Annotated in this window: 24 protein-coding genes; 18 read left to right on the top strand and 6 right to left on the bottom strand. The window is 66.9% G+C overall.

The window, feature by feature from the left end; genetic code table 11:
• The 8 genes from F8S13_11225 to F8S13_11190 form a co-directional block, all read left to right on the top strand.
• On the top strand, positions 1 to 333 hold a 333-nt coding region (locus F8S13_11225; GenBank protein KAB8143563.1), incomplete at its 5' end, for a hypothetical protein.
• A gap of 259 nt (positions 334 to 592) precedes the next feature.
• Positions 593 to 1,366 carry a glucose-1-phosphate cytidylyltransferase gene (gene rfbF, locus F8S13_11220; GenBank protein KAB8143562.1) on the top strand — a complete coding sequence of 258 codons (774 nt, stop codon included), beginning with the start codon at positions 593 to 595 and terminating at the stop codon, positions 1,364 to 1,366.
• 4 nt (positions 1,367 to 1,370) lie between these two features.
• The gene (lhgO, locus tag F8S13_11215; protein KAB8143561.1) at positions 1,371 to 2,594 is read left to right on the top strand and encodes an L-2-hydroxyglutarate oxidase; all 1,224 of its coding nucleotides are present in this window, start codon (positions 1,371 to 1,373) and stop codon (positions 2,592 to 2,594) included.
• Positions 2,591 to 3,619, top strand: a complete 1,029-nt coding sequence (locus F8S13_11210; protein KAB8143560.1) for an SDR family oxidoreductase — start codon at positions 2,591 to 2,593, stop codon at positions 3,617 to 3,619. The genes lhgO and F8S13_11210 overlap by 4 nt, the downstream gene beginning before the upstream one ends.
• Complete coding sequence (gene rfbC / locus F8S13_11205) at positions 3,616 to 4,152, top strand: dTDP-4-dehydrorhamnose 3,5-epimerase (protein ID KAB8143559.1); 537 nt, start codon at positions 3,616 to 3,618, stop codon at positions 4,150 to 4,152. Before F8S13_11210 ends, rfbC begins: the two co-directional genes overlap by 4 nt.
• The gene (locus F8S13_11200; protein ID KAB8143558.1) at positions 4,118 to 5,128 is read left to right on the top strand and encodes a glycosyltransferase family 2 protein; all 1,011 of its coding nucleotides are present in this window, start codon (positions 4,118 to 4,120) and stop codon (positions 5,126 to 5,128) included. The genes rfbC and F8S13_11200 overlap by 35 nt, the downstream gene beginning before the upstream one ends.
• Positions 5,125 to 6,453, top strand: coding sequence for an NAD(P)-dependent oxidoreductase (locus tag F8S13_11195; protein ID KAB8143557.1), 1,329 nt, complete (start codon positions 5,125 to 5,127; stop codon positions 6,451 to 6,453). Before F8S13_11200 ends, F8S13_11195 begins: the two co-directional genes overlap by 4 nt.
• A 21-nt stretch (positions 6,454 to 6,474) precedes the next feature.
• Entirely contained in the window at positions 6,475 to 7,464 is a 990-nt protein-coding gene (locus F8S13_11190; protein KAB8143556.1) for a glycosyltransferase, read from the top strand.
• Positions 7,465 to 7,467: 3 nt separating this feature from the next.
• Here F8S13_11190 and F8S13_11185 read toward each other — a convergent pair whose 3' ends face one another.
• Positions 7,468 to 8,466: a hypothetical protein gene (locus tag F8S13_11185; protein ID KAB8143555.1), complete on the bottom strand. Its 999-nt coding sequence runs from the start codon at positions 8,464 to 8,466 to the stop codon at positions 7,468 to 7,470.
• A gap of 137 nt (positions 8,467 to 8,603) precedes the next feature.
• Here F8S13_11185 and F8S13_11180 point away from each other — a divergent pair, with 137 nt between their 5' ends.
• A complete protein-coding gene (locus F8S13_11180) occupies positions 8,604 to 9,515 on the top strand; it encodes a proline dehydrogenase (GenBank protein ID KAB8143554.1) in 912 nt (303 codons plus the stop codon).
• Positions 9,516 to 9,559: 44 nt separating this feature from the next.
• Here the strand turns inward: F8S13_11180 and F8S13_11175 are convergent, their stop codons facing one another.
• Entirely contained in the window at positions 9,560 to 10,645 is a 1,086-nt protein-coding gene (locus F8S13_11175; protein KAB8143553.1) for a dipeptide epimerase, read from the bottom strand.
• A 654-nt stretch (positions 10,646 to 11,299) separates the two neighbouring features.
• Between F8S13_11175 and F8S13_11170 the strand changes: the two genes are divergently transcribed.
• The 3 genes from F8S13_11170 (at position 11,300) to F8S13_11160 (ending at position 15,230) form a co-directional block, all read left to right on the top strand.
• A complete protein-coding gene (locus F8S13_11170; protein KAB8143552.1) occupies positions 11,300 to 12,688 on the top strand; it encodes a response regulator in 1,389 nt (462 codons plus the stop codon).
• A 229-nt stretch (positions 12,689 to 12,917) separates the two neighbouring features.
• Positions 12,918 to 13,199, top strand: coding sequence for an HU family DNA-binding protein (locus F8S13_11165; protein KAB8143551.1), 282 nt, complete (start codon positions 12,918 to 12,920; stop codon positions 13,197 to 13,199).
• Positions 13,200 to 13,373: 174 nt separating this feature from the next.
• Entirely contained in the window at positions 13,374 to 15,230 is a 1,857-nt protein-coding gene (locus F8S13_11160; protein ID KAB8143584.1) for an ABC transporter ATP-binding protein, read from the top strand.
• Between the two features lie 58 nt (positions 15,231 to 15,288).
• Here F8S13_11160 and F8S13_11155 read toward each other — a convergent pair whose 3' ends face one another.
• A complete protein-coding gene (locus F8S13_11155; GenBank protein KAB8143550.1) occupies positions 15,289 to 15,876 on the bottom strand; it encodes a PspC domain-containing protein in 588 nt (195 codons plus the stop codon).
• Between the two features lie 317 nt (positions 15,877 to 16,193).
• On the opposite strand from F8S13_11155, the gene F8S13_11150 reads away from it, so the two are divergent.
• Together F8S13_11150 and cysK are read left to right on the top strand one after the other, a co-directional pair.
• Positions 16,194 to 18,332, top strand: a complete 2,139-nt coding sequence (locus tag F8S13_11150; GenBank protein ID KAB8143549.1) for a hypothetical protein — start codon at positions 16,194 to 16,196, stop codon at positions 18,330 to 18,332.
• A 133-nt stretch (positions 18,333 to 18,465) separates the two neighbouring features.
• A complete protein-coding gene (cysK, locus tag F8S13_11145) occupies positions 18,466 to 19,398 on the top strand; it encodes a cysteine synthase A (protein ID KAB8143548.1) in 933 nt (310 codons plus the stop codon).
• A gap of 75 nt (positions 19,399 to 19,473) precedes the next feature.
• Here the strand turns inward: cysK and F8S13_11140 are convergent, their stop codons facing one another.
• Positions 19,474 to 20,244 carry a BON domain-containing protein gene (locus F8S13_11140; protein KAB8143547.1) on the bottom strand — a complete coding sequence of 257 codons (771 nt, stop codon included), beginning with the start codon at positions 20,242 to 20,244 and terminating at the stop codon, positions 19,474 to 19,476.
• 106 nt (positions 20,245 to 20,350) lie between these two features.
• Here F8S13_11140 and F8S13_11135 point away from each other — a divergent pair, with 106 nt between their 5' ends.
• Entirely contained in the window at positions 20,351 to 20,569 is a 219-nt protein-coding gene (locus F8S13_11135; GenBank protein KAB8143546.1) for a hypothetical protein, read from the top strand.
• 75 nt (positions 20,570 to 20,644) lie between these two features.
• Here the strand turns inward: F8S13_11135 and F8S13_11130 are convergent, their stop codons facing one another.
• A complete protein-coding gene (locus tag F8S13_11130; protein ID KAB8143545.1) occupies positions 20,645 to 21,964 on the bottom strand; it encodes a hypothetical protein in 1,320 nt (439 codons plus the stop codon).
• Positions 21,965 to 22,164: 200 nt separating this feature from the next.
• On the bottom strand, positions 22,165 to 22,935 hold the full coding sequence (locus F8S13_11125) for a hypothetical protein (protein ID KAB8143544.1): 771 nt from the start codon (positions 22,933 to 22,935) through the stop codon (positions 22,165 to 22,167).
• A 244-nt stretch (positions 22,936 to 23,179) separates the two neighbouring features.
• On the opposite strand from F8S13_11125, the gene F8S13_11120 reads away from it, so the two are divergent.
• Genes F8S13_11120 through F8S13_11110 form a run of 3 tightly spaced genes read left to right on the top strand, consistent with a single transcriptional unit; the run spans position 23,180 to position 25,493 of the window.
• On the top strand, positions 23,180 to 24,250 hold the full coding sequence (locus tag F8S13_11120) for a histidinol-phosphate transaminase (GenBank protein KAB8143543.1): 1,071 nt from the start codon (positions 23,180 to 23,182) through the stop codon (positions 24,248 to 24,250).
• Positions 24,231 to 24,929, top strand: coding sequence for a hypothetical protein (locus tag F8S13_11115; GenBank protein ID KAB8143542.1), 699 nt, complete (start codon positions 24,231 to 24,233; stop codon positions 24,927 to 24,929). The genes F8S13_11120 and F8S13_11115 overlap by 20 nt, the downstream gene beginning before the upstream one ends.
• A gap of 48 nt (positions 24,930 to 24,977) precedes the next feature.
• A complete protein-coding gene (locus F8S13_11110) occupies positions 24,978 to 25,493 on the top strand; it encodes a hypothetical protein (protein ID KAB8143541.1) in 516 nt (171 codons plus the stop codon).
• Positions 25,494 to 25,713 lie beyond the last annotated feature (220 nt).

The raw sequence follows: 25,713 nt of genomic DNA, 5'->3' as shown, positions 1-25,713 counted from the left end.
AGAAGGTCAGGGGGAAGTGGCAGAAGGTCAGGGGGAAACGACGGAAGGTCAGGGGGAAGTGGCAGAAGGTCAGGGGGAAACGACGGAAGGCCAGGGGGAACTGACGGAAGGCCAGGGGGAACTGACGGAAGGCCAGGGGGAACTGACGGAAGGCCAGGGGGAAGTGGCAGAAGGTCAGGGGGAAGTGACGGAAGGCCAGGGGGAAGTGGCAGAAGGCCAGGGGGAAGTGATGGAAGGCCAGGGGGAAGTGGCAGAAGGCCAGGGGGAAGTGGCAGAAGGCCGAGAAGAAAAGCAGAATGGCAGAGCAAAGTGACGGAATGGCGACAAGAATGATAAAACATCAGCTCAACATATATAAATGGCCAGAAGAATGATAGAATAAAGAGAAGAATGCCACAAGAGGCGGGACAACTCATGCAAGGGTAGGCCCCAGATCATACGGCGTCGCGCACCCGCACCGCACAGCGACCTAGGCCTGAACCCGCTAGGCGCTAATGCCGAGAGCCCCCCAGCTGTAAGCAAAAATTCACCCAGCTCATCTAAGCTGCATAGTGCAATGATATCGATAGGCAGCTTGGTGAGGGGAGACGCCATGAAAGCGGTTATTCTTGCGGGCGGCTATGGCACGCGGATCAGCGAGGAGAGCGCGATACGGCCCAAGCCCATGGTCGAGATTGGCGGGAAGCCGATTCTGTGGCACATCATGAAGATTTACTCATCGCACGGCATCGATGAGTTTATCATCTGCTGCGGCTATAAGTCGTATAGTATAAAAGAGTATTTCGCCAACTACTTTCTGCATAACGCCGATGTCACCTTCGACATGCGCTCCAACACCATGGAAGTGCACAGCACATCCATCGAGCCGTGGCGCGTGACCCTGATCGAGACCGGGGAGAAGACCATGACCGGCGGGCGGATCAAGCGGGTGCAGCGCTACCTAGGCGACGAGACCTTCTGCCTCACCTACGGCGATGGCGTGGGCGACATCCCGATCGGCGCGCTGATCGCCCACCACCGCGCATCCGGCGCGGCGGCCACCATGACGGCGGTGCAGCCGCCCGGGCGCTTCGGCGCATTCACCCTGGGCGAGGATCAGCAGCGCATCGCCAGCTTCAAGGAGAAGCCCCAGGGCGACGGGGCCTATATCAACGGCGGATTCTTCGTGTGCGAGCCAGAGGTGTTCGGCTATATCGCTGGCGACGCCACGGTGTGGGAGGGCGAGCCGCTGGAGCAGCTGGCCAGCGCTGGCAAGCTTGCGGCGTACCGGCACCACGGCTTCTGGCAGCCGATGGACACCCTGCGCGACAAGAACTACCTTGAAGAGCTGTGGCAGAGCGGCAGCGCCCCCTGGAAGGTGTGGTAGCCCCATGTACGACTATGTGATCATCGGCGGCGGGATCGTGGGCCTGGCCACCGCGCGCGAGCTGGCCGAGCGTATGCCCGGCGCGCGCGTGCTGGTGCTGGAGAAGGAGCAGCGCTGGGCCGCCCACCAGACCGGCAATAACAGCGGCGTCATCCACTCGGGCATCTACTACAAGCCCGGCAGCTACAAGGCCCGCTTCGCCCGCGCGGGCAGCCAGTCCATGGTGGCCTTCTGCCAGCAGCACGGCATCGCCCACGAGGTCTGCGGCAAGATCATCGTGGCCACCGAGCCGGAGGAGCTGCCGCTGCTGGAGAAGCTCTACCAGCGCGGGCTGGAGAACCAGCTAGATGTGCGCCGGGTCGGCCCCGACGAGATCCGCGAGCGCGAGCCGCACGTGCGCGCCCTAGCGGGCATCCTGGTAGCCAGCACGGGCATTGTCAGCTACACCCAGGTGGCGCAGGCCTACGCGCGGCTGGTGCGCGAGCGAGGCGGCGCGCTGGAGCTGGGCGCGCGGGTGGAGCGCATGGTCGAGCGCCCCGACGGCACCACGCTGGAGACCACGGCGGGCACCTTCATGGGCCGCTTCATTATCAACTGCGCCGGGCTGCACAGCGACCGTGTGGCCGCTATGGGCGGGGCGAAGACCGGCATGCAGATCGTGCCGTTCCGGGGCGAGTACTACGAGCTAGTGCCCGAGAGACGCCACCTGGTGCGGCACCTGATCTACCCGGTGCCCAACCCAAACTTCCCATTTCTGGGCGTCCACTTCACCCGCATGATCGACGGCAGCGTGCACGCCGGGCCAAACGCGGTGCTGGGCCTGAAGCGCGAGGCCTACCGCAAGCGCGACTTCAGCCTGCGCGACAGCGCCGAGGTGCTGCTCTCGCCCGCGTTCTGGCGGCTGGCGGCCAAAAACATGGACGAGGGCGTGAGAGAGATGTGGCGCTCGTTCAATAAGGCGGCCTTCGTGGCCAGCATGCGGCGTATGATCCCCGAGATCGGCATGGGCGATGTGGTGCCCGCCCACGCGGGCGTGCGCGCCCAGGCGCTGCTGCACGACGGCGCCCTGGTCGATGATTTCCACCTGGTGCAGACGCGCAGCGCCCTGCATGTGTGCAACGCGCCATCGCCCGCCGCCACCGCCTCGATCGAGATCGGGCGGGCGATCGCCGATCGGCTTGCCCCCATAGGCGCGGCAGACCGCGCGAGCGAAAGGATACGAGCATGAAGGTGCTGCTGACCGGCAGCGCGGGCTATATCGGCATTGTGACGGCCCCCGCGCTGATCGAGCGCGGCCACGATGTGACCGGCCTCGACACCGGCTTCTACGCGGGCGGCTGGCTCTACAACGGCCTGCGTGTGCTGCCGCGCCAGGTGATGAAGGACATCCGCCAGATCACCAGCCAAGATCTGGCGGGCTACGACGCGGTGGTGCACATGGCCGAGCTTTCCAACGACCCGCTGGGCCAGCTGAACCCGCAGATCACCTACACGATCAACCACCAGGGCAGCGTGGCGCTGGCCAAGGCAGCGAAGCAGGCCGGGGTCAGCCGCTTTGTGTACATGTCCTCGTGCAGCGTCTACGGCATCGGCGGCAGCGACGTGGTGGATGAGCAGTCGCCGCTACACCCGCAGACCGCCTACGCCGAGTGCAAGATGCTGGTCGAGCGCGACGTGCTGCCGCTGGCCGACGATTCGTTCTCGCCCACCTTCCTGCGCAACGCCACCGCCTTCGGGGCCTCGCCGCGCATGCGCTTCGACGTGGTGCTGAACAACTTGGCCGGGCTGGCCTGGACCACCGGCAAGATCGCCATGACCAGCGATGGCACGCCCTGGCGTCCGCTGGTGCACATCCTCGACATCGCCGATGCGATCGGCTGCGTGCTGGAGGCCCCGCGCGAGGCTATCCACGGCCAGGTGTTCAATGTGGGCGACAGCCGCCAGAACTACCGCGTGCGCGAGATCGCCCAGGTGGTGGCGGGGGCATTCCCCGGCTGCGAGCTTTCGTTTGGCACGAACGACAGCGACAACCGCAGCTACCGCGTCTCGTTCGAGAAGATCAGCGCGCAGCTGCCCGGCTTCCGCTGCCGCCGCGACGCGCAGTTTGGCGCGCAGCAGCTGCGCGCCGTGTTCGAGCAGGTGGGCATGACCAGCGCCGAGTTCGAGTCGCGGCCCTACACGCGGCTCAAGCAGCTGCAGCACCTGATCGCGACCAAGCAGATTGACCAAGAGTTTTTCTGGAGGGCGCTGTGATCTTCACCGAGACCAAGCTTCAGGGCGCGTTTATCATCGATCTAGAGCAGCGGGCCGACGAGCGCGGCTTTTTCGCGCGCAGCTTCTGCGCCCGCGAGTTTGCCGACCACGGCATGAACCCGCACGTGGTAAACACCAATGTCTCGCACAGCGCCCGCCGCGGCACGCTGCGCGGCATGCACTTCCAGCGCGCTCCCCACGCCGAGGCCAAGCTGGTGCGCTGCACGCGCGGCGCGATCTACGATGTGATCATCGACCTACGCGCTGGCTCGCCCACGCTGGGCCAGTGGCTGGGCGTGGAGCTGACGGCGGCGAACTACCGCCAGCTGTATGTGCCCGAGGGCTTCGCCCACGGCTTCCAGACGCTGGAGGACGAGGCCGATGTGGTCTACCAGGTGTCCGAGTTCTACACGCCGGGGGCCGAGGGTGGCCTGCGCTACGACGATCCGGCGTTTGGCATCCGCTGGCCGCTGCCGATCAGCGTGATCTCGCCCAAGGATGCGGCCTGGCCAGATTTTACCCGCGAGCCGTAGCGAGGAGATGGGCGAGACCATGACACATTGCGGCGATGATATCCTCTCGGTAGTTGTCTGCACGCGCAATCGCGGGGCCGATGCGGTGGCGGCGGTCAGGAGCCTGCTGGCCAGCGCCCACCCCGCCTTCGAGGTGGTGGTGGTCGACCAGAGCAGCGACGACGCCACGCGCCAGGCGCTCGCGCCGCTGCTGGCCGACGAGCGGCTGCGCTACGTCGGCTCGCGCACGGCGGGCCTGAGCCGCGCCCGCAACGAGGGGCTGGCGGTGGCGCGCGGCGCGGTGGTGGCCATGACCGACGACGACTGCGAGGCCGCCCCCGGCTGGCTGGCCGATGTGGCCCAGGTGTTCGCGGGCGACCCGGCGGTGGCCGCCGCCTTCTTCAGCGTGCGGCCCGGCCCGCACGACCCCGCCGCCGGTGTCATCCCCCACCACATCTTCGCCGCCGACCGCCGCATGGCCAGCGTGGCCGCGTGGCGGCGCACCGGCCAGCGCACCATGGGCCTGGGCGCGGCCATGGCGGTGCGCCGCGCGCCCGCGCTGCAGCTCGGCGGCTTCGACCCGCAGCTGGGCGCGGGCGCGCCGCTGCAGAGCGCCGAGGATCTCGACCTGCCGCTGCGGCTGCTGCTGGATGGCTACACCGTGGCCTGCAGCGCGCAGAGCCACGTGGTGCACCATGGCCTGCGCACCTGGCCCGAGACCAAGCGGCTCTACTATGGCTACTCGGTCGGGCCGATGGCCACCTATGCCAAGCTGCTGCGCGGCGGCGACATGCGCTTTCTGGCCTTTTTCTTTGAAGATATCTGGCGCGAGATCGTGCTGGATGCGCTGCGGGCCGTGGCGCGGCGGCAGCGACCACGGGTGCTGGGGCGGCTGCGCGGCATGGCGGCGGGCTTTGTTCGGGGTATGATGATGCCGCTTGGCCAGGGTCGGCGGTTTGCCGACGGCGCGGCCACGGCGAAAGGGAGCAAAGCGTGATCTTGGTAGATACCGCCCTCGCGCGGCGCGAGGCCGAGGGCAGACCCATCCGCGTCGGCATGATTGGCGCGGGCTTCATGGCGCGCGGCACGGCGCTGCAGATCATCCGCTACACCACCGGCATGCGGCTGGTGGCCATCGCCAACCGCACGCTGGCCAATGCCCGCCGCGCCTACCGCGAGGCCGGGGTGGAGGACGTGCGCGAGGTCGCCACGCGCGGCGCGCTGGAGCAGGCGATCGCCAGCGGGGTGCCCGCCGTGACCGACGATGCGATGCTGATCTGCGAGGCCGAGGGCGTGGATGTGGTGCTGGAGATCACCGGCGCGGTGGAGTTTGGCGCGCAGGTGACGATGCGCGCCATCCAGCACGGCAAGCACATCGTCTCGATGAACGCCGAGCTAGAGGGCACCGTCGGCCCCATCCTGCGGCGCTACGCCGACCGGGCGGGCGTGATCTTCTCGATCTCCGACGGCGACCAGCCGGGCGTGACCATGAACCTCTACCGCTTCGTGCGGGGCATCGGGGTGCGCCCGGTGCTGTGCGGCAACATCAAGGGCCTGCACGACCCCTACCGCAACCCTACCACCCAGGAGGGCTTCGCGCGGCAGTGGGGCCAGAGCGCGACTATGGTCACCTCGTTTGCGGACGGCTCGAAGATCTCGTTCGAGCAGGCGATCGTGGCCAACGCCACCGGCATGCGCGTGGCGCGGCGCGGCATGTTTGGCCCCACCGTGCCCGGCGGCACGCCGCTGCAGGATGTGGCGGGCGAACTCTACCCGCTAGATGCCCTAGTCAATGGCCCTGGGATCGTTGATTATATTGTGGGAGCGACGCCAGCCCCTGGCGTTTTTGTCCTTGGCACCCACGATCACCCAAGCATGCAGCACTATCTGAACCTCTACAAGCTGGGCAAAGGGCCGCTCTACCTCTTCTACACGCCCTACCACCTCTGCCACTTCGAGGTGCCAAACACGGTGGCGCGGGTGGCGCTGTTCGGCGACGCTGCGCTGCGGGCCGAGGGCGCGCCATGCGTGGATGTGGTGGCGGCGGCCAAGATCGACCTGAGCGCGGGGACAACCCTCGACGGCATCGGCGGCTACCACACCTATGGCTTGGCCGAGAACGCCGACGTCACCTTTTCCCAGCGTCTGCTGCCTATCGGCCTAGCCGAGGGCTGCGTGCTGCGGCGCGCGCTGCCGAAGGATGCGGTGCTCACCTACGATGATGTGGATGTGCCGCCCGGTCGGCTGAGCGACCGCCTGCGCGACGAGCAGAACGCGCTGTTCGCTGGCGCGCTGGGCGGCACCTCGGCGGCGCAGGTTTAACCATAACGAAGGATTCGGCCCATGAGCGCGGCGAGCATCGATATGTGGGACGTCGATATCATCATTTCCACCTACAACCGAGGCGACTCAATCGATCAGACGATCGCCAGCATCCGCGCCAGCGGCCACCGGCGCTTCACGCTGTGGGTGCTCGACCAGAGCGACGATGACCGCACCGAGCGCTGCGTCGCGCGCCACGCCGAGGCCGACCCGCGCGTGCGCTATCTGCGCGCCCCGCTGCGCGGGCTGTGCGCCACCCGCAACGCGGGCAGCCGCCTGGGCAGCGCGCCCTACATCCTCTTCACCAACGATGATGTGCGGGTCGATCCCGGCTGGGTGGGCGCGCTGGTGCGCGACATGGCACAGAACCGCGCATGGTGCGCCTTTGGCCGCGTGCTGCCGGGCGGGGTCGCCCCCGAGCTAGTGCACAGCACCACCGTGCTGGGCCTGAAGACCAGCACGCGCCACGAGACCTATGGCCCCGGCTCCATGAACCTGGGCTTTGGCCACGGCCACAACATGGCGGTGGCCCGCCAGCGCTTCGAGCAGCTGGGCGGCTTCGACGAGCTGCTGGGCGCGGGCAGCCCGCTGGGCGCGTGGGACGAGCGCGACTTTGGCTACCGCGTGCTGCTGCATGGCGGCAGCATCACCTACACCCCCGAGGCGCTGGCCTTCCACCACCACGCCCAGGACAGCCGGGGCGTCTGGCAGAGCTTCCGCAACTATGGCGCTGGCACCGGCGCGGCGGTGGGCAAGTACCTGCGCTGCGGCAAGTTCCCCGCGCTCTACCTGCTGTTCGAGTGGATGTTCAGCCAGGGCGTGCGCCAGATCGTCTCGGGCGTGGTGCGCCGCCAGGGCCTGGGCAAGGTGCGCGCAGGCTTCGAGCAGCTCTACTTCCCCATCGTGGGCCTCATCCGCAGCCTGCGCTACGCAGTCGACCGCGAGACCTTGATGTACCGCCCCTCGCCACTGGTGGCCGATGCCCAGCCGGTGCAACTCGGCGGCTCGTAGGGTCTACCCCTCCCCAATCAGCAGATCGGCGACCACGGCGGTGTGATCCGACCCGCCGCTGCTCCCGCGCGCCGCCCGCAGCGGCCTGATCGCGCCCCGCACCCACACGTAGTCGATGCGGATGAGCGGGCGCGGCAGCGCCGCGCTGCCCATGCCCAGCGGGAAGGTGAAGCCGAACCCACGCCCGGCCTCGGCGAAGCAATCGCGCAGCCGCGCCGCGAGCTGGCGGTAGGGCGGCTCGCCCTCGGCGGTGTTGAAGTCGCCCGCGACAATCAGGTCGCCCGCCGTGGCGTCGATCTGGGCCAGCAGCGCGTCGATGTGATCTTGTCGCCTGCCGGGGGCGTAGCCCACCAGCATGGGGAAACGGCCCAGCAGCCTGCGCCAGCGCATGTCGGCGATGGTCGGGTGGGCGTTGATCAGCACGATCTGGCGCTGGCCGAGGCTGGCGCTGGCCCGCTGGATGCGCGCGTCGGCGTCGAGGCTGGCCGCGCCCAGCGGCAGGCGGCTGATGATGCCCAGGCCGTTCTGGCGCTCCGCCGCGTGCAGCAGCTGGTGGGGGTACTGCCCGCCCAGCTGGGCCAGGGCCAGCGCCACCGGCGGCGTCAGCTCCTGCAGCATCACGATGTCGGCCCGCAGCCCGCCCAGCGCGGCCACGATCTTGCTGGCATCTTGGTTGCGGAAGCACAGATTGCAGGTGGCCACGCGCAGGCGTGCGCCCTCGCCGGCCACGCTCCTGCGCGGCAGCATGCGGCGGCCATACATGGCCACGAACAGCGCGGCGGGCAGGCAGGCGGCCCACTGCGCCCAGCGGTCGCGCGAGCGCAGCGCCAGCGGGAGGAGCGCCGCCAGCGGCCAGAACAGGTGCGGCGCGAAGATCCGCGCCACCTGCGCCCACCAGCGCTGGCTGCCCGCCCGCCAGAGCAGCGCCAGGCCCGCCAGCGCGGCGGCGTAGCCCACCAGCGCGCTGCGCACGGCCAGGCGCGGTATGTCTACTTTTGGCATATGCTTTCGATCCAGTAGGAATGGCCCCCTATGCTACAATGGCCCGAACGCCAGACATCCACCCGGCGAAAGATGCAGCGCTGCCAGCAGGCGGGCCGTCTTTCGTTTTTTTGCACCATGAGCGACAGGATACGATCATGCTTCGCGGAACCCTTCTCTACCTCTCCGAGCAGCCCTCGCTGAAGCGCCTGCTCGAAAGCCCGCTGACAAAACCCCTGATCAACCGCTTTGTGGCGGGCACCAGCCTGGCCGAGGCCATCGAGGCGGTCAAGACGATCAACAGCGCGGGCATGAGCGTCACGCTCGACAATCTGGGCGAGTCGGTATCGACGCCGCAGGCCGCCAACGCCGCCGCCGCCGAGTATATCGGCATCCTGCACGCCATCGAGCGGGCCGGGGCCGAGGCTAACGCCTCGGTCAAGCTCACCCAGATGGGCCAGGACATCGACGAGGAGCTGTGCAGGCGCAACATATCGCATGTGCTGAATCAGGCCGAGCGCTTCGGCACCTTCGTGCGGCTCGATATGGAGAGCTCGGCCTACACCGAGCGCACGCTGAAGCTCCACCGCGAGCTGTGGGAGCGCTACAAGAACGTCGGCGTGGTCATTCAGTCCTACCTGTACCGCAGCGAGGATGACATCCGCGCGCTGAACAAGCTGGGCGTGCGGGTGCGGCTGTGCAAGGGCGCGTACAAGGAGCCGGCCTCGGTGGCCTTCCCCAACAAGGCCGATGTGGACGCCAACTACGTGAAGCTGATGCAGATGCTGCTGAGCGAGGGCACCTACCCCGGCATCGCCACCCACGACGAGCGCATGATCGAGGCCACCCGCGACTACGCCGCCAAGTCGGGCATCACGCCCGACAAGTTCGAGTTCCAGATGCTCTTCGGTATCCGCCGCGACCTGCAGGAGCAGCTGGTGCGTGATGGCTACCGCATGCGGATCTACGCCCCCTATGGCACCGAGTGGTACCCCTACCTGATGCGGCGCATGGCCGAGCGGCCCGCCAACATGCTGTTCGTGCTCAACGGCGTGCTGCGCGATCTCTAGCGAGTGCCGGGCTGGCGGGGCGCACCCGCCAGCCGCGCCAGCCCCTACGCCTGCTTGGGCGTCACGCCGTGCCCCGCCGCGATGCCCTTCAGATCCAGCTTGGCCCCGCGCTGCGCAAACCCGCCGTCGAACGGGTTCTCGCTCATGAACATCGGCGTGTCGAGATCGACAAAGCTGAAGCCGCCCAGCCCCGCTGCGAAGCACGCCGAGGTGGTCATGGCCAGGATCGACTCGACATTGCCGCCGATCATCAGGCGGATGCCCGCCGCGCGGCAGATCGCCGCGATGTCGAGCGCCTCGACGATACCCGCCTTCATCAGCTTGATGTTCACCACGTTGGCCGCGCGGTCGTGGGCCAGCTGCAGCACCGCCGCCGCGCTGGCCGCGCTCTCGTCGGCGGCCACGGGCAGGCCGCTCCACTTGGTCACCTGCCGCAGCCCGGCGGTGTCCTCGGCCTTCACCGGCTGCTCGAACAGGATGGGCGTGATGTTGCGCTCGTGGAGCGCGGCGGTCAGCTGCAGGGCTTGGTCGGCGGTGAACCCGCCGTTGCCATCCAGCATCAGCGGCGAGCCGGGGGCGGCCTGCGCCACCGCCTGCACGCGCTCCAGATCCTTGGCGATATCGCCCGAGCCGATCTTGATCTTGATCGTGCGGATGCCGCGTGCCAGCACTGCCTTGGTGTCGGCGGCAGCCTGCTCGACCGTGCCGGTGGTGATGGTCATGTCGGTCTCAAGCACGGTGGCCTTGCCGCCGAAGAAGGCCCAGAGCGGCATGCCGCTGCGGCGGGTCAGCGCATCCAGCACCGCCATTTCGATCGCGCAGCGCGCCGAGCCGACCTTGCCGATGCATGCGGCCAGGCGCGCGCCGATCTCGCGCCACTCGCGCACATCGGCCCCCTCGATCTGGCCCTGGGCCAGCCGCACGCCCTCAAGCGCTTTCTCCTGGGTCTCGCCGTTGTAGGCGGGGAAGGGCGCGCCCTCGCCGTAGCCCAGCGTGCCATCGGCAAGCTCCACCGTCACCAGCAGGTTCTGGGCGCTGGCCTGCGCCCCACCGGCGATCCCAAAGGGCGAGAAGAGCGGGATGTTGAGCTCGCGGACCGCAATCGAGCGGATGGTTGTTGGTGCAGGCATGGTTGTACCTTGTATCTAGGGCATCGTAGGCAGCTGGCGCGGGCGAGGTTACCGCCCAGAGCCTGCGCCGCCGCGTGGCCCAGAAAATGATCAGGATACCAGCAGTATAGGTTGATATGCCCCGGCTGTCACTTTTTTCGCCACCATTTTGGGCACCGGAAATGCGCACGCGATGCTGAAAAACGTTGTACACTCTACACAACACCTCATGTTTTTGGGAGCGATTCCGTAGCTCCCTGCGATGTGGGCGGGAGTGTCGGTTCCTGCCCAGATTGAGCGCCCATTGCTGCAGCAAGGCTAAATCGTGCTATAGGACAGAGGCTCACCCGGGGAGTGCTGTCGCCGCGTGGGCTTTATCCTATCAAATGGTTGTATTTTGATATACTAAGGAATGACGATATGAGTTAGGTTTATGTACTGTGGCAGCGCCTGAGAGGCCTGCCTGAGCGCCGAAATACCCACCTTCTGGTAGCCATCTGTCTGCAATCTGCCTGACTGCTTCTGCGATTTTTCTTGCCGAGCGCCGCCCGATCTCCCTAGCTGCTCGTGCACCACGTCCCGTCTCGCGCCGCGCTGCTGTTGGCCGATCAAAAACAGCGTGCGGATTTCGTCTGAGCGTAGCCATCACCCAAGCGTCTGTGCTGGAGTTAACTGATGAACCACAATCTAACTGGCCAGATCTCTGCGCTACCACAGCCAAAAGTGCTCGAAGATATCGGCAGCCAATCGCAGTGTATCTTGGTGGCCGATGACGATCCGCTTTTGCGCTCGCTGCTTGAAACATCGCTGCGGAATGAGGGCTATCTGGTGCTGAGCGCGTCAAATGGCCACGAGGTGGTTCGGCTGGCCCAGCAGCACCTGCCGCAGCTGGTGCTGGTCGACCTCATGATGCCGCAGATGGATGGCTACGAGGCCATCCGCCAGATGCGCAACGACACCCGCATCTCGCACATCCCCATGATCGTGATGACGGCCCGCATGCGCCCGGATGATGTGGTGGTGGGCTTCGAGACCGGCGCGGATGACTACATTGTCAAGCCTTTTGCCGTCACCGAGGTGCTCGCGCGGGTGCGGTCGCACCTGCGCCGCGCGGCGCGCCGCCCGCTGCTCAACCCGCTCTCGGGCCTGCCCGGCGGCGCGCTGATCGCCCAGGAGCTGGGGCAGCGCTTTCAGTCGCATAGGCCGCTGGCCCTGCTGCACGCCGATCTCGATAACTTCAAAACCTTTAACGACACCTACGGGTTCTCGCGCGGCGATCGGGCGATCATGCTGCTGTCGAGCATCCTTCAGGCGGCGGTGGCCCGCCACGGCAGGGGCCAAGCTTTTATCGGACACGTGGGCGGTGATGACTTTGTGGTGCTGACCACGCCCGAGTGCGTGGAGCCGATCTGCGCCGAGGCGCTGGCCATGTTCGAGCGCCAGGTGAGCCACTTCTACCAGTCCGAGGACTGGCAGCGCGGCTACCAGACGGGCGTCGACCGCTTTGGGGTGCTGCGCCGCTTTCGGCTGCTCAGCCTGTCGATCGGCGGGGTCTCGAATCGCACCACGGCCTACAGCGACCCCGAGGAGATGGCCCGCGCCGCCGCCGAGATGAAGCACGCCGCCAAGGCCCAGGGCGGCTGCACCTTTCTGGTCGATCAGCGCGGTGCGGCCCGCCCCAGCCACTCGCCCTTTCAGCTGGAGCGCACCTTCCCGGTGGTGGTGGCCAGCGGCGACTCGGCGTTCCGCACGCTGCTGCTGAACGCGCTGCAGCGCGCAGGCTACAGCACCCGCGAGTCCAGCGCCGCCGCCCAGCTACACGACATGTGCCGTCAGCAGCAGCCCGCCCTGATCATCGCCGATGCCCAGCTTGGCGCGGCGGCCCAGGATGCATGCCAACGCCACAGCGGTGGGCAGCCCATGCGTGCCCTGGTGCTCACCTATGGCGATGCGGATGCCTTTGCCCCCGATGAGCACGTGCGGGTGCTGTGCATGCCGCTGCCGCTGGCCGATGTCATGGCCCTGGTCGACCAGCTGCGCATCGGGGCACAGCAGTTTGGCTAGCCGATTCTGCGTTGGGATAGGGCAAACATCTGCAGGCCTACGGCGCGATTTTAACTATTTCCCTTTCTAATGCCAGATGCGTTTCTTGGCTTTGTGATGCGCTAAAATGCTATGTGGAAAATCTCAGAGCCGTTCTAGGGCGTCCTAATCACGAAAGGTCTTGACAAGTACAGTATACTGCATACGAATGAGGTAATCGCACATACGTACCGTAGGAGGAGCTACACGTATGCAGAAGACAGACTTCATCAAGGCGGTCTCGGAGCGCACGAACGTCTCGCAGAAAGAGACGAAGCTGGTGATCGATGCCGCGCTTGATATCATTGCTGAGCAGCTCAAACAGGGCGAAAAGGTGACCCTGACTGGCTTTGGGACGTTCGAGGTTCGCCAGCGCCAGGAGCGCGAGGGCGTCAACCCCCAGACCCGCCAGAAGATCACCATCCCGGCCACCTCGACCCCTGGCTTCAGCGCCAGCAGCACCCTCAAGGAGCTGGTCAAGGGCGGCAAGTAGTTCGATTGTCGATGGGCACCAGCGGCCTGTGAGCCGCTGGTGCTTTTTTGCGCCCTGTGAAAACCTGCCCAAATGCCGGGGCCACACCCGCCCGCGCTGTGCTACGATTCTTGCGAAAAGCAATCGAAGCATAAAGAAGGTTCTACTATGGGTGTTTCTCCTCGGCGCGAGCGTATGGGCGGGGTCGCACCGCTCCCCGACGAGCCGCGCAAGCCCTGGCGCGAGCGCCTGCGCGAGACGCGCAAGGCCTACAGCAATATCCCCGGCGCGTTCCGGCTGGTGTGGGCATCCGATCGGCTGAACACGCTGGTGATGGCGGCGATCACGCTGGTGAGCGCGCTGCTGCCGATCAGCCAGGCGTGGGTGGGCAAGCTGATCGTGGATGCCGTGGTGGCGGCGCTGGCTGCCGGGCTGGGGGCCGCCGCTGGGCTGCAGGCCACGCTGCCGCTGCTGCTGGCCGAGTTCGGGCTGCTGCTGCTGGGCGCGGTGCTCTCGCAGGTGCGGCTACTGGCCGAGCACGTGCTGAACGCGCGGCTGGGCAACTACATCAACACCACGGTCATCCGCAAGGCGCTCTCGCTCGACCTGCAGTATTTTGAAGACCCCAGCTTCTACGACAAGCTGCAGAACGCCCGCCGCGAGGCCGACTTCCGCGCGCTGGGCATCATCAACGGCAGCTTCATGCTGGTGCAGAACGTGATCACGCTGCTGACCTTCGCGGTGGGCCTGATCACCTTCAGCCCGCTGGTGGCGCTCATCCTGTTTGGGGCCACCATCCCCTCGTTTATCGCCCAGGGGCGCTACAGCAACCTGCACTTCCGCATGCTCACCTGGCGCGCGCCCGAGTTCCGGCGCATGCAGTACTTCGAGCACGTGCTGACGGTGGACAGCAGCGTGAAGGAGGTGAAGCTGTTCGGCCTGGGCGAGCCGCTGCTGCGGCGCTACGAGGAGATCTTCTGGAAGACCTTCGACGAGGATGAGCGGCTGGCCCGCAGGCGCTCGCTCTACAGCCTGATCTGGGGCATGCTCTCGTCGTTCAGCTACTACGCCTGCTACGCCTGGATCATCTTCGAGACCGTGGGCGGCGTGATCACGCTTGGCTCGATGACCTTCTACCTGGCGCTGTTCCGCAGCAGCCAGGGCACCTTCCAGGGCCTGTTCGACAACCTGAACCGGCTGTACGAGAACGGGCTGTTTATGGACAATCTGTTCGGCTTCCTGACGCTGGAGCCGCAGATGGCCCAGGCCGCCACGCCTGCGGCCATGCCCGCGCGGCTGACCCAGGGCCTAGAGTTTCGCCACGTGTCGTTCCGCTACCCCGACCGCGAGGACTGGGCGCTGCGCGATATCAACCTCGTCATCCGCCCCGGCGAGAAGATCGCGCTGGTGGGCCAGAACGGCGCGGGCAAGACCACGCTGATCAAGCTGATGACGCGGCTCTACGACCCGACCGAGGGCCAGATTCTGCTGGATGGCATCGATCTGCGCGACTTCGCGCCGGATGACCTGCGCCGCAAGATCGGCGTGATCTTCCAGGACTTCGTGCACTACCACCTGAGCATGCGCGAGAACATCGGCTTTGGCCAGATCGAGAGCATGGAGGACACCGCGCGCATCGAGGATGCCGCCGAGCGCGGCGGGGCCGACGAGGTCTCCTCGGAGCTTCCCGAGGGGCTGGAGACAGTGCTGGGGCGCTGGTTCCGCTCGGGGCACGAGCTGTCGGGCGGGCAGTGGCAGAAGGTGGCGCTCAGCCGCGCCTTCATGCGCGACGGCGAGGTGCTGGTGCTGGATGAGCCGACCAGCGCGCTGGATGCCGAGCGCGAGTATGAGATCTTCCAACGCTTCCGCAAGCTGACTGAGGGCAAGATCGCGGTGCTGATCTCGCACCGCTTCAGCACGGTGCGCATGGCCGATCGGATCGTGGTGATCGAGGGCGGGCAGGTGGGCGAGCTTGGCTCGCACGCCGAGCTGATGGCCAAGGGTGGCACCTACGCCCGCCTGTTCGAGATGCAGGCCGAGGGCTACCGCTAGGCAACACAAAGGCCACGCGGCGGTATACCGCGTGGCCTTTGGTGCTTTCTGCCGCGCCCTAGCGCTTGCGCAGCAGGTAGACGCCCAGCCCGATCATCAGAAATGGGAAGATAAACCCGATGTTGATCTGCAGCTGGTCGGCCAGCACCATGATGCCGAAGGCGATCAGGCCGAAGGCGACCCAGCGGCCCTTGTTGCTGCGGGCTGGTGCGGGCTGCGCCGGGTAGGAGATCTGCTGCGGGTCGGCGGGAAACGGGTCGTAGGGCAGCTGGGTGGTCTCGCCGGTGGCCCCGGCGGGGCGCACCGGCTGGCCGGTGAGCGGGTCGAAGTTGTAGCTGCTGGGCGGCGGCGGCTCGGCGTAGCGCGCCGCGCTGGCCACGCCCGCCCGCTCGCGCTGCACCATGTAGGGCTGCTCGCTCGCGCCGAACATCTGCGGCCCTGGGGCGCTGCCCGCCGGTGCCGGAGCCTTGGGCATGGCGATCCAGAGCGCCGGGTATATGAGCAGGCCGATGCCGGTGGTGAGCGTGGCCAGCGCAAAGATCAGGCGCACGATGACCGGGTCGACCCCAAAATATTCGCCGAGGCCGCCGCACACCCCGCTGATAACGACCTCGGTGCGGCTACGCATGAGTCGCTGCTGTTGCATGTCCCCTTACTCCTCTGTGTTGGCTGGAATGTGCCATCTGTAGCTGCCCATACGACGGCAGGTGTTAAGATTTTGTTGCAGCGTTCGTTCGCCGCATAGTGTAGCAGAAATTCGCTGCGGCGCTGCGCGTGGGAATGCTGCTAGGCGATGGTGATAACTAGCCCCCCGCTCCGGCCCTGGTGTCTTTGCCCCTTCGTGGTGAAATGGCTGCTTAGCGCCTTGGAGGGAGCGAGAATCTCGCCTGGCCCGATCTGTTTGCGCCTAGCATCTGCTGGATGCTATACTCACCCTAATCGTATTTGATCTGAGGCTATCTCATGCCGCTTGCGCTTATTCCCACCTTCCTCATGGGTGTCTTGGCGTCGTGGCTTGGCCTGAGCCTGCTGGTGCGCTCGCCCCGCGACCCCGCCGCCCACGCCTTCGCGTGGCTCTGCCTGCTGCTGACGCTCTACGGCCTCTCGAATGTGGTGGGCGCGCTCACCAGCGAGCTGGCCAGCGTGCGCCCGCTGATGCTGCGGCTGGAGATCGCGGCGGCCATGCTGCTGCCGCCAGTGTGGCTCAACTTCACCAATATTGTCGCCGACACGCGGCGGCTGGAGCGGCTGCGCAGCGCGGCGGTGGCGATCTTCCTAGCCACGGGCGCGCTGCTGGCCGCCTATGCGCTGCTCTCGCCCGATATGCAGCTGGCCTCGTCGCCGCCGCGCTTCCCCCACCTGCTGCTCACAGCCTGCTCGGCGCTGCAGCGCGCGTTTCCGCTGGCGCTCTCGCTGTGGCTGGTGTTTCGCAACTACCTGCTGTTCCGCGACGACATGATCGAGCGGCGGCGGCGCGGCTTCTTCGCGGGGTCGGTGGCCATCGCCGTGTCGGGCGCGCTGTTCGCCTCGGTGGCGCGCGAGGTGGGCTGGCCCCAGGCCCCCGGCCAGCTGCTGATGGATGCGGGCCTGGCGCTGATGGCCTACATGGTGCTGGCCTACCGCATGCTGCTGCCTGCCCGCGTGGCACGGCGCACCTTCATCCGCTCGATCCTGGCCAGCGGTGTGACGCTGTCGTTTATCCTCGCGCTGCTGCTGTTCGAGCCGCTGGTCAGCGGCCTGCTGGGCCTGAAGACGCCGCTGTTTACAATCTTCGCGCTGGTGGCGCTGGTGGCGATCTTCGCGCCCATCCGCGACTGGGTCGGCTCGTGGCTTGACCGGCGCTTTTTTCACCGCGAGTTCGACTATGGCCGCCTGCTGCGCGCGGTCAGCGAGGATCTGTTCGAGCACGGCGATCTGGCCGCCCAGCTCGACGCGGGCCTCTCGGCGATCTGCCGGACGCTGAAGGTTCGCTCGGGCGCGGTGGCCGTGATCGAGCCGGGCGGGCTGCGCATGCTGGCCAGCTACGGCACCGATGCGCCCGATGCCAGCGCCCTGCGCGCTATCGACATCCCCTCCGAGCCGACCGCCTATGTGGGCGAGCTGGCCGCGTGGCCCGACGCCCGCCTGCTGATGCCGCTGCGCCGTGGCGACGAGGTGCTGGGCCTGCTGGCGCTTGGCCCCAAGCGATCCGAGGACTGGTACACCAAGGTCGAGCGCGCGCTGCTCGACTCGCTGAGCCGCTACCTGGCGCTCTCGGTGAAGCACGCCCGCACCCAGCAGGAGGAGGAGCTGGCCATGGCCGCGCTGGCCGAGCAGAGCCGCCAGCTGCGCGCCGAGCAGGCCCAGCTTGAGGCTCAGGCCGCCGAGGCCCGCCAGGCACTGGCCTCGGCCCAGCCCGCGCCCGCTGCCTCGGCGGCCCGGCAGCCGGGCCTGCGCGTCTCGGCGCTTGGCCCGCTGCATGTCGAGCGCGATGGTAGCCGGATTGAGCGCTGGGGCGGCGATAAGGCGGGCAACTACCAGGCCGAGGCGCTGTTCGCCTTTCTGTTCGACCGGCGCGGCAAAGGGCTGACAAAAGATGAGGCCGAGGAGATCATCTGGCCCGATCTGGACATGGATAAGGCCGACAGCGCCTTCCACCGCACGCTCTCGGCCCTGCGCCGCACGCTAGAGCCGGGGCTGCGGCGCGGCAACGAGAGCAAGCTGATCACCTATCACCACGAGCGCTACTGGCTCGACCCGGCCTGCGTGGCATGGTGCGATGTGGATGAGCACGCACGCGCTGTCGAGCGCGGCCAGACCGCCCAGCGCCAGGGCGACCTGGATGCGGCCCGCGCCAGCATGGAGCAGGCATCCGCGCTCTACCGCGGCGACTATATGGACGACTGTCCGTTCTTCGGCGACTCGTCCGACGTGGAGGAGCGCCGCGAGGAGCTGCGGCAGCAGCAGGTGGCGGTGCTGCTGTCGCTCGGCGCGCTCTACGAGCAGCTGGCCATGGTCGGCGAGGCCGCCACCACCTACCGCCGCGCGCTGGCCGTGAGCCAGGACGGCTGCCCCAAGGCCGAGGATGCGATCGAACGGCTCCAGCGCGACGCCTTGCCCTAGGTCTGTGCCCGCGTTGGGGCAGGTTGACGAATTTTGCCAATACCCCAAGAAAATGCTTGATCTGAGCGCCGCTACGATCTATAATGGGCGCAAGTAACTTGAGTAACAAATACTAGAATAGGACGAGGTGGGTATGGCGCGTATCTACAACAATATCACCGAGCTGATCGGCAACACGCCCCTGGTCAAGCTGAACCGCCTGAACGACACATCGGCCACCATCGCCGCCAAGCTGGAGTACTTCAACCCGGCCAGCAGCGTGAAGGACCGCATCGGCCTGGCCATGATCGAGGATGCCGAGCGCGCGGGCACGATCAAGCCAGGCGAGACGGTGATCGTCGAGCCGACCAGCGGCAACACCGGCATCGGCCTGGCGTTTGTGGCGGCGGCCAAGGGCTACCGCGTCATTCTCACAATGCCCGAGACGATGAGTGTCGAGCGCCGCAAGCTGCTGCGCGGCTTCGGGGCCGACCTGGTGCTCACGCCTGGGCCGGACGGCATGCGTGGCGCTATCGCCCAGGCCGAGGCGATTGCCGCCGAGACGCCCAACGCCTGGCTGCCCCAGCAGTTCAAGAACCCGGCCAACCCCGAGGTGCACCGCACCACCACCGCCGAGGAGATCTGGCGCGACACCGACGGCGAGATCGACATCCTGGTGGCAGGCGTGGGCACCGGCGGCACCATCACCGGCGTCGCCGAGGTGATCAAGTCGCGCAAACCCTCGTTCAAGGCCGTGGCGGTGGAGCCGACCGCCTCGCCGGTGCTTTCGGGCGGCAAGCCTGGCCCGCACAAGATCCAGGGCATCGGCGCGGGCTTCGTGCCCGATGTGCTGAACACCGGCATCATCGACGAGATCATCCAGATCTCGAACGAGGACGCCTTCGACACCGCGCGTCGCCTGGCCCGCGAGGAGGGCCTGCTGCTGGGTATCAGCTCGGGCGCTGCGGCCACCGCCGCGCTGCAGCTGGCCCGCCGCCCCGAGAACGCTGGCAAGCTGATCGTGTTTATCGCGCCCAGCAACGGCGAGCGCTACCTGAGCACCCCGCTCTACTCCGAGGAGGCGTAGGCTCTGGCTTAGCACGCACGAGGGGCGCTGGCCAGCTGGCCAGCGCCCCGTTTTTGCCCCATGGTGTAGCCTGCGCTACATTCCGCGTATCTCCAGGTCGTCGATCACCTCTTCCACGCCGGAGACATAGCCGGCCACGGCGGCGAGATTGTCGCTATCATCCAGGTCATCCACCACGCCGCGCAGCAGCACGCGCCCGCCGCGCACCGCGATGCTGATCTGGTGGGCGTAGGCGCTGGTGCTGCTGTCGGCTAGCAGCGCCTCGCGCACGCGCGCCGCCACCTCGTCGTCGGCGGGCAGGAAGCTGCCATGCCCATCCGCGTCGTACTCGTCCTCCAGCGAAGAGGTGCCAAAGCCGCTGGCCACCTCGGCGCTCTCGTAGCTGCCCTCGGCGCTCGGCACAATCGGCGGGTCGACCGGCGGGATGTAGGTGTAGCCCTCCTCCACAGCCTCCATCGGGTCGTCGGTCTCGTCGGCCCGCAGCTCTTGGTCGGTCAGCTCCTCCAGGCTCTCGTCGCCGTAGCCCTCGGTTTCCAGGCTGCCGCCCGGCTCGCCCTCGTAGAGCTTGGTGGGCGTGGCGCGAGCCGCCGTGTCGATCTCGCTGTAGTCCACCACCGCGCTCTGATCCTGCTGGCGGCGCTGGCCCAGCAGCTGGTTCACTTTATCGACACCCTCTGGCTCTGGCGGGTTGAGCGGGGTCTCTCTGTGTTGATCGTTCATAAAAGTTGCTCCTTTGCTGGAACAATTGGGTACGATGCGTCGTACTATCTCTTGAGCTATCGTTAAGCAGAGAGTATGCCATCGCTCACCAGCCGTGAGCCTAAGCGGACCAGGTTGTCCACCCATCGCTATAGCAGAGTTATGTGGTTTCCCAACGGATTATTAACATGTGACGCTACATGTCGCACAGATATGCTATAGTATAGATGAACCGAAACAAGGAGCACGATATATGGCAGATCAGAAGTATGCGCGCCGTGCCACGAAGCGGGACCAGTATCTGGTGAAGAAGGACGCACACAGCTACTATGCCGAGGTGGCCTCGCAGCCGCTCCCAGCGCAGAGCGCCTTGATCGAGCGCCTGATCGATTTTGCCTTTGGGGATCTTGGTGCCCAGCACCTGGAGGTGCGGGTGGCCGATGGCCGAAAGAACTGCTGCGCGACCTGCTAGGGCTGCCCAGTGGGGCAAAAGAGGGGTGCGAGGGCCAGATGTGTGACCCTCGCTTTTTTGTGCCCTGCGTGCGGCCTAGCGGCTGCCGCGCCGCGCGGTGCGGTAGGCCAGCGCGCCGCCGCCCAGCAGCAGCGTGGCCAGCAGCAGCCAGGGCGCGTAGCTCGCCTCGCCGCCGCCCGACACCGGCAGCCGCGCCGGGATCACGGCGGTGGCCGTTGGGGTGCTGCCCGCCACAGCGGTGGCGGTGATCTCGGCGGTGGCGCTCGCCGCCGGGGTGGCGGTGATGCCCGCTGTATCGGTGGCCACAGCGGTGGCCGTGATCGCCAGCGGCGTGGCGGTGAGTGCCGCCGTGGGGGTGGGCGTGCTGTCCTCGTCGTCGTCATCGTCGCCGCCGCCGGTGCTGCGGCTGGGCGTGGCGGTGGCGGTGGCCTCCGGGGTGGCGGTGGGCGCTGCGGTGGGCGCTGCCGAGGCGTCGCCGATGATCCGCACGGGCACCTCATCCTGCTTGGGCGCATCCACAGCGTTCTGGAACTCGTCCTCGGTGCCCGAGGAGCCGACCTCGTTGATGCCGGTGCCGTCGAACTCCTTCAGCGCGGTGTAGACCGTGGTGAGGGTGATCACCTCGTTCGGGCGCAGCCGCGTGAGGCCCACCAGCGGTAGCACATCATCCCACACCAGCTGGTTGGCGCTGACGCTGGATGGCGCAGGCTCGCTGCTGATGAAGGCCAGGTAGTCGGGCTTGAAGGTGTCGGTCACGGGGATCTTCACCAGATCGGCCCCGCCGTCGTTGCGGATGCTGATGGTGAAGGTGATCGGCTTGCCCACCATCGGCGTCTGGCCGGGGGCCAGGCCCTTGGTGAGGATGACGTGCCCACCCTCGGCACCGCCCGCGTCTTGGTCGTTCTCGCCGCCGCCGCTCTCGCCGCTCATGCCCTCGGCAGCGCCGATCTCGGCGTAGTTCACCGTCTCGGGGGCGGCGTGGATGGCGCGGAACACCGTGGTGACCTTGATGGTGTCGCCGGGGGCCAGCGGCCCGAACAGCGTATCGGTGGTCAGGTCGGTCCAGTGGATCTCGCTGGCGGCGGTGTCGTGCGAGGAGTAGTCGGGGCTGGTGCGCACCAGCTGCAGGATGCCGCTGTTGTAGCGGTCGAGCAGCGGCAGCTTGGTGACGGAGATGGTGCCGGTGTTGCGGATGGTGATCGTGAAGGTCATCTCCTGGCCGACGCGGATGAGGTCGCTTCCTTCCAGCGTCTTCTCGATCTCCAGCTTGATCTGGCCCTGGGCGTGGGCGGTGGTGCCACGCAGCAGGAACAGCGCGGCCAGCAGGGCGCATGCCAGCGCGGCTGCCGCGATCAGAGTCTTCCGCCAGTCGAGCGTGAGGGTGGTGGTGGGCATTGCGGCACTCCTGATGTGCGTGATCGTCCGCTGCTGGGCGGCGGCCAGGCTGCTGGCGGGCGGCGCGACGCGGTCGGCCCGCTGCCCCACGGGGCGCTCTGCTGCTCTGGCGCTTGGCGCGGCGCTGGCGCGGTGTGATCGGGCGAATGTGGCTCTATTGTACTGCGATCTGCTAGGGGGCTAATCGTTACAACTTGGTCTCAATCTCGCGGGCGCACCTGGCCGCCTCGGCCCTTCTCGTTGCTGTAGTTGGCGCTTCCGGCTGCGGCGGCGGCCTCCTCCTCGGCCTTCCGTCGGCGCTCCTCGGCCTCCTCGATCAGGCGGTTGGTGGCGTTGAACCCCCACACCGACAGCAGCGCGAACAGGATGAGGCCGGGCAGCAGGATGAGGCCCGGGATCATGGCCAGAATGCTGATCGCCACCATCATCACCAGCGTCACCAGCGTGAAGATCGGCCTGCCAAAGGTCATCAGGGCAGCGTTGCGGGCCACCGTGCGCAGCCGCTTGTCGCTCTGCAGCAGCATCAGCGGGCCAAGGTAGATCAGGAAGGCCAGCCAGATGAAGAACATGTAGATGAACAGCACCTGCATGAATGCGCCAGCGCCGCTGTTCCAGTCGCGGTAGAAGGTGTAGTTGAACAGAATGGTGATCAGGCCAGCCATCCACGCGCCGTAGATCTTCCACGAGAACACGGCGTGCTCGCGCATGGCGGCGAAGAACATGCTGACCTTGCTGGTGCGGCCCTCGGTGGCGCGTTGGGCGATGGTGTAGATGCCCGCGTTGGCCGGGCCAAGCGGCAGCACGCCCAGCATGGCCAGGATGGTGGCGGGCAATGCCGCGCCCTGGATGGCCGCGTAGGCCGCCAGCCCGAGCAGCGGGGCGGAGATCGCGCACCACAGCAGGTTGGTGAGGATCATCAGAAACATCTCGTCAAAGACATCTTTGATCGATTTCCAGACGACTCGAAACATAGTATGCACCTTTGCTGATTCGGATGCGAGAAATTATAGCATGCTTATTTTTCCCGCTGGTTAGCGTATCGCTCTCGCAAGATGTTTTCGATTATTTCTTCCCCCTCTTCTCCCTTGGAGCCTTGGTGGTAAAATCCCTCGCGCCTTCGTGTCTTCGTGGTAAAGAATCCCATGTGCCGTGGCTGCGGGTGGCGATCTGGTATACTGGGCAGGCCGCGATCTATTCACCGATCTGGGGGATGTCATGCACTTCAAGCCATATATCGAGCACCTGCCGCCCTACAAGCCTACCAAGCTGATCGCCAAACAGCCCGCCGGGATGACCAAGCTCTCGTCGAACGAGAACCCGCTCGGCCCCTCGCCGCGCGCCATCGAGGCCATCCAGGCGGCGGCGGCCAATGTCTACCGCTACCCCGACGCTGGCTCGCTGGCGCTGCGCCAGCGCCTGGCCGAGAAGTTCGAGCTTTCGCCCGAGCAGGTGATGTGCACCAACGGCTCCGACGAGGCCGTGTTCCTGCTGTGCCTGGCCCTGCTGCGCGAGGGCGACGAGGCCGTGATGGCGCTGGGCAGCTTTATCAGCTACTACCTGCGCACCCTGGAGATGGGCGCGACCGCCATCTGCGTGCCGCTGCGCGACTTCGCCCACGACCTGGACGCCATGGCCGCCGCCGTCACCGAGCGCACCCGACTGATCTTCGTGTGCAACCCCAACAACCCCACCGGCACCACCAGCAGCGCCGCCGAGCTGCGCCGCCTGCTGGACGCCGTGCCCGAGGATGTGCTGGTGGTGGTGGATGAGGCCTACGTGGAGTTCGTGGAGCGCGACGACTACCCCGACACCCTGGCCGAGCTGCGCGCCGGGCGTAGGAACCTGATCGTGCTGCGCACCTTCGCCAAGATCTACGGCCTGGCCGGGCTGCGTCTGGGCTACGCCTTCGCCCACCCCGACCTGATCGGCTACCTAGAGCGCGCCCGCCCGACCTTCAATGTGAACCTGCTGTCGCAGGCTGCTGGCCTGGCCGCCATCGACGATGAGCCACATGTGGCCCGCAGCCGCCAGCACACCAGCGCCTGCCGCGCCGCCTTCGCCGCCGAGCTGGCCGCCATGGGCCTGGAACCGATCCCCAGCGCCACCAACTTTGTGGCCTTCCACGTGGGTGACGACATGGCCGTCACCGGCGCGCTGATGGAGCGCGGCTTCACGGTCACGCCGCTCTCCGGCTGGGGTGTCGAGGGCTTCATCCGGGTGTCCTATGGGCTGGAGGAGGAGAACCAGCGGTTCTTCGCGGCGCTGCGTGCGGTGCTGGGCCGCTAGCGTGGTGGCGCTGCTGGCCGTGGCGCTGGGTGGCTGCGCGCTCGGCCCCGCGCCCGACGCGCTGCCCACGCTCGCGCCCAGCGCCACGCCCGCGCCCAGTGCCACGCCTGTGCCGCTCGCAGCTATGCGCGAGCTATTCGACGACCCTACCCACCTGGCGCTGCGCACCGGCGCGACCGAGAGCGCTCTGTTCGCGTGCGCGGATGGCACCTACCGCATCACCGTGCGCAAGCCGCAGCTGCTGGTGCGCAGCCTAGTGGGCGGCCCGCTGGCCGATGGCGCGCTGGATGTGGATGTCAGCTTCCCGCGCGGTACGCCCGCCACCGCCGCCGGCCTGATCTTTCGGCAGCAGGATGAGCAGAACTTCTACATGGCCAGCATCTCCAGCGATGGCTTCTACAGCCTAGATGTGCGCGAGGGCGGCGCGTGGCGCGCGCTGATCGAGTGGACTAACTGGCCCACCATCGACACGCGCGGCGGCCCCAACCGACTGCGGGTGGTGGCCCAGGGCGACCTGATCAGCCTCTACCTGAACGGCGAGCTGCTGGGCCAGGCCTCGGATGCCACCTTTGCTAGCGGCGATGTGGCGCTCGGCGTCAACACCTTTGCGACTGCCGATGTCACAGCCGTGTTCGATAATCTGGCGGTCGAGCCGCAGCACACGCGGAAAAAGCAGTAGCCCCAGGGCGCGGCCTGCGCCCCAGAGCAATAGTGAGGAGCAGAATCTATGTCGGCGACGATGAAATCGGGCCTGATCTTCGGCCTTGTTGGGATCGTGGTTACGTTGGCGGTCTCTTGGATCCCGGTCGTTGGCTCGCTGCTGTGCAGCCCGGTCAGCGCGCTGCTGGTGGGCGGCGTGGCGGGCTACTTCGCGCTGAAGTGGGCGACCGAGCAGGCGGGCCTTGGCCAGGGCGTGCTGGCGGGCACGGTGGCTGGCGTCGGCACGCTGATCGGCGGGGCGATCTTTTGGATCGTTGCCTTTGGCATGGTCGCAAGCATGCCCGAGTTTTCCTCCATTATGGAGCAGGAGATGTCGCGGCAGGAGATGTCGGGGCAGGTCTCGCCCGAGCAGATGCAGAGCATCGTCGGCGTGATGGGGCCGGTGATGGGCCTATGCTTCGGCGTGCTGAACCTGCTGGTCTCGCTGCTGGGCGGGCTGTTCGGCGCGATGATCGCGGGCAAGAAGGTGGTTGACACGCCCACAAGCTACCCGCCCGCGCCGCCGACCACGCCGCTGGTGTAGGCCGGGCTGGTCTGGTCGAGGCGGCGTCATCTAGGCGCTGCCTCTTTTTTTGTGCTTTGAGCTGCGCGTGGTGGTGGGTATGGGGCACTACTCAAGAGGAAATGTAGCAAATGAGGGAAAACGCATTTTTTAGAAAAGCGAAAGGCGCTGAGGTCGCAAATTCCATCTAGCCGCGAGGCACAGCAAGGCCCCCGCACATCGTTGTGCGGGGGCCTTGCCA

The organism is Chloroflexia bacterium SDU3-3 (genome assembly GCA_009268125.1).
Taxonomy (GTDB): Bacteria; Chloroflexota; Chloroflexia; order Chloroflexales; family Roseiflexaceae; genus SDU3-3.
The sequence above is the reverse complement of the archived record's forward strand: the minus strand, read 5'-3'. Positions and strand labels throughout refer to the sequence as shown.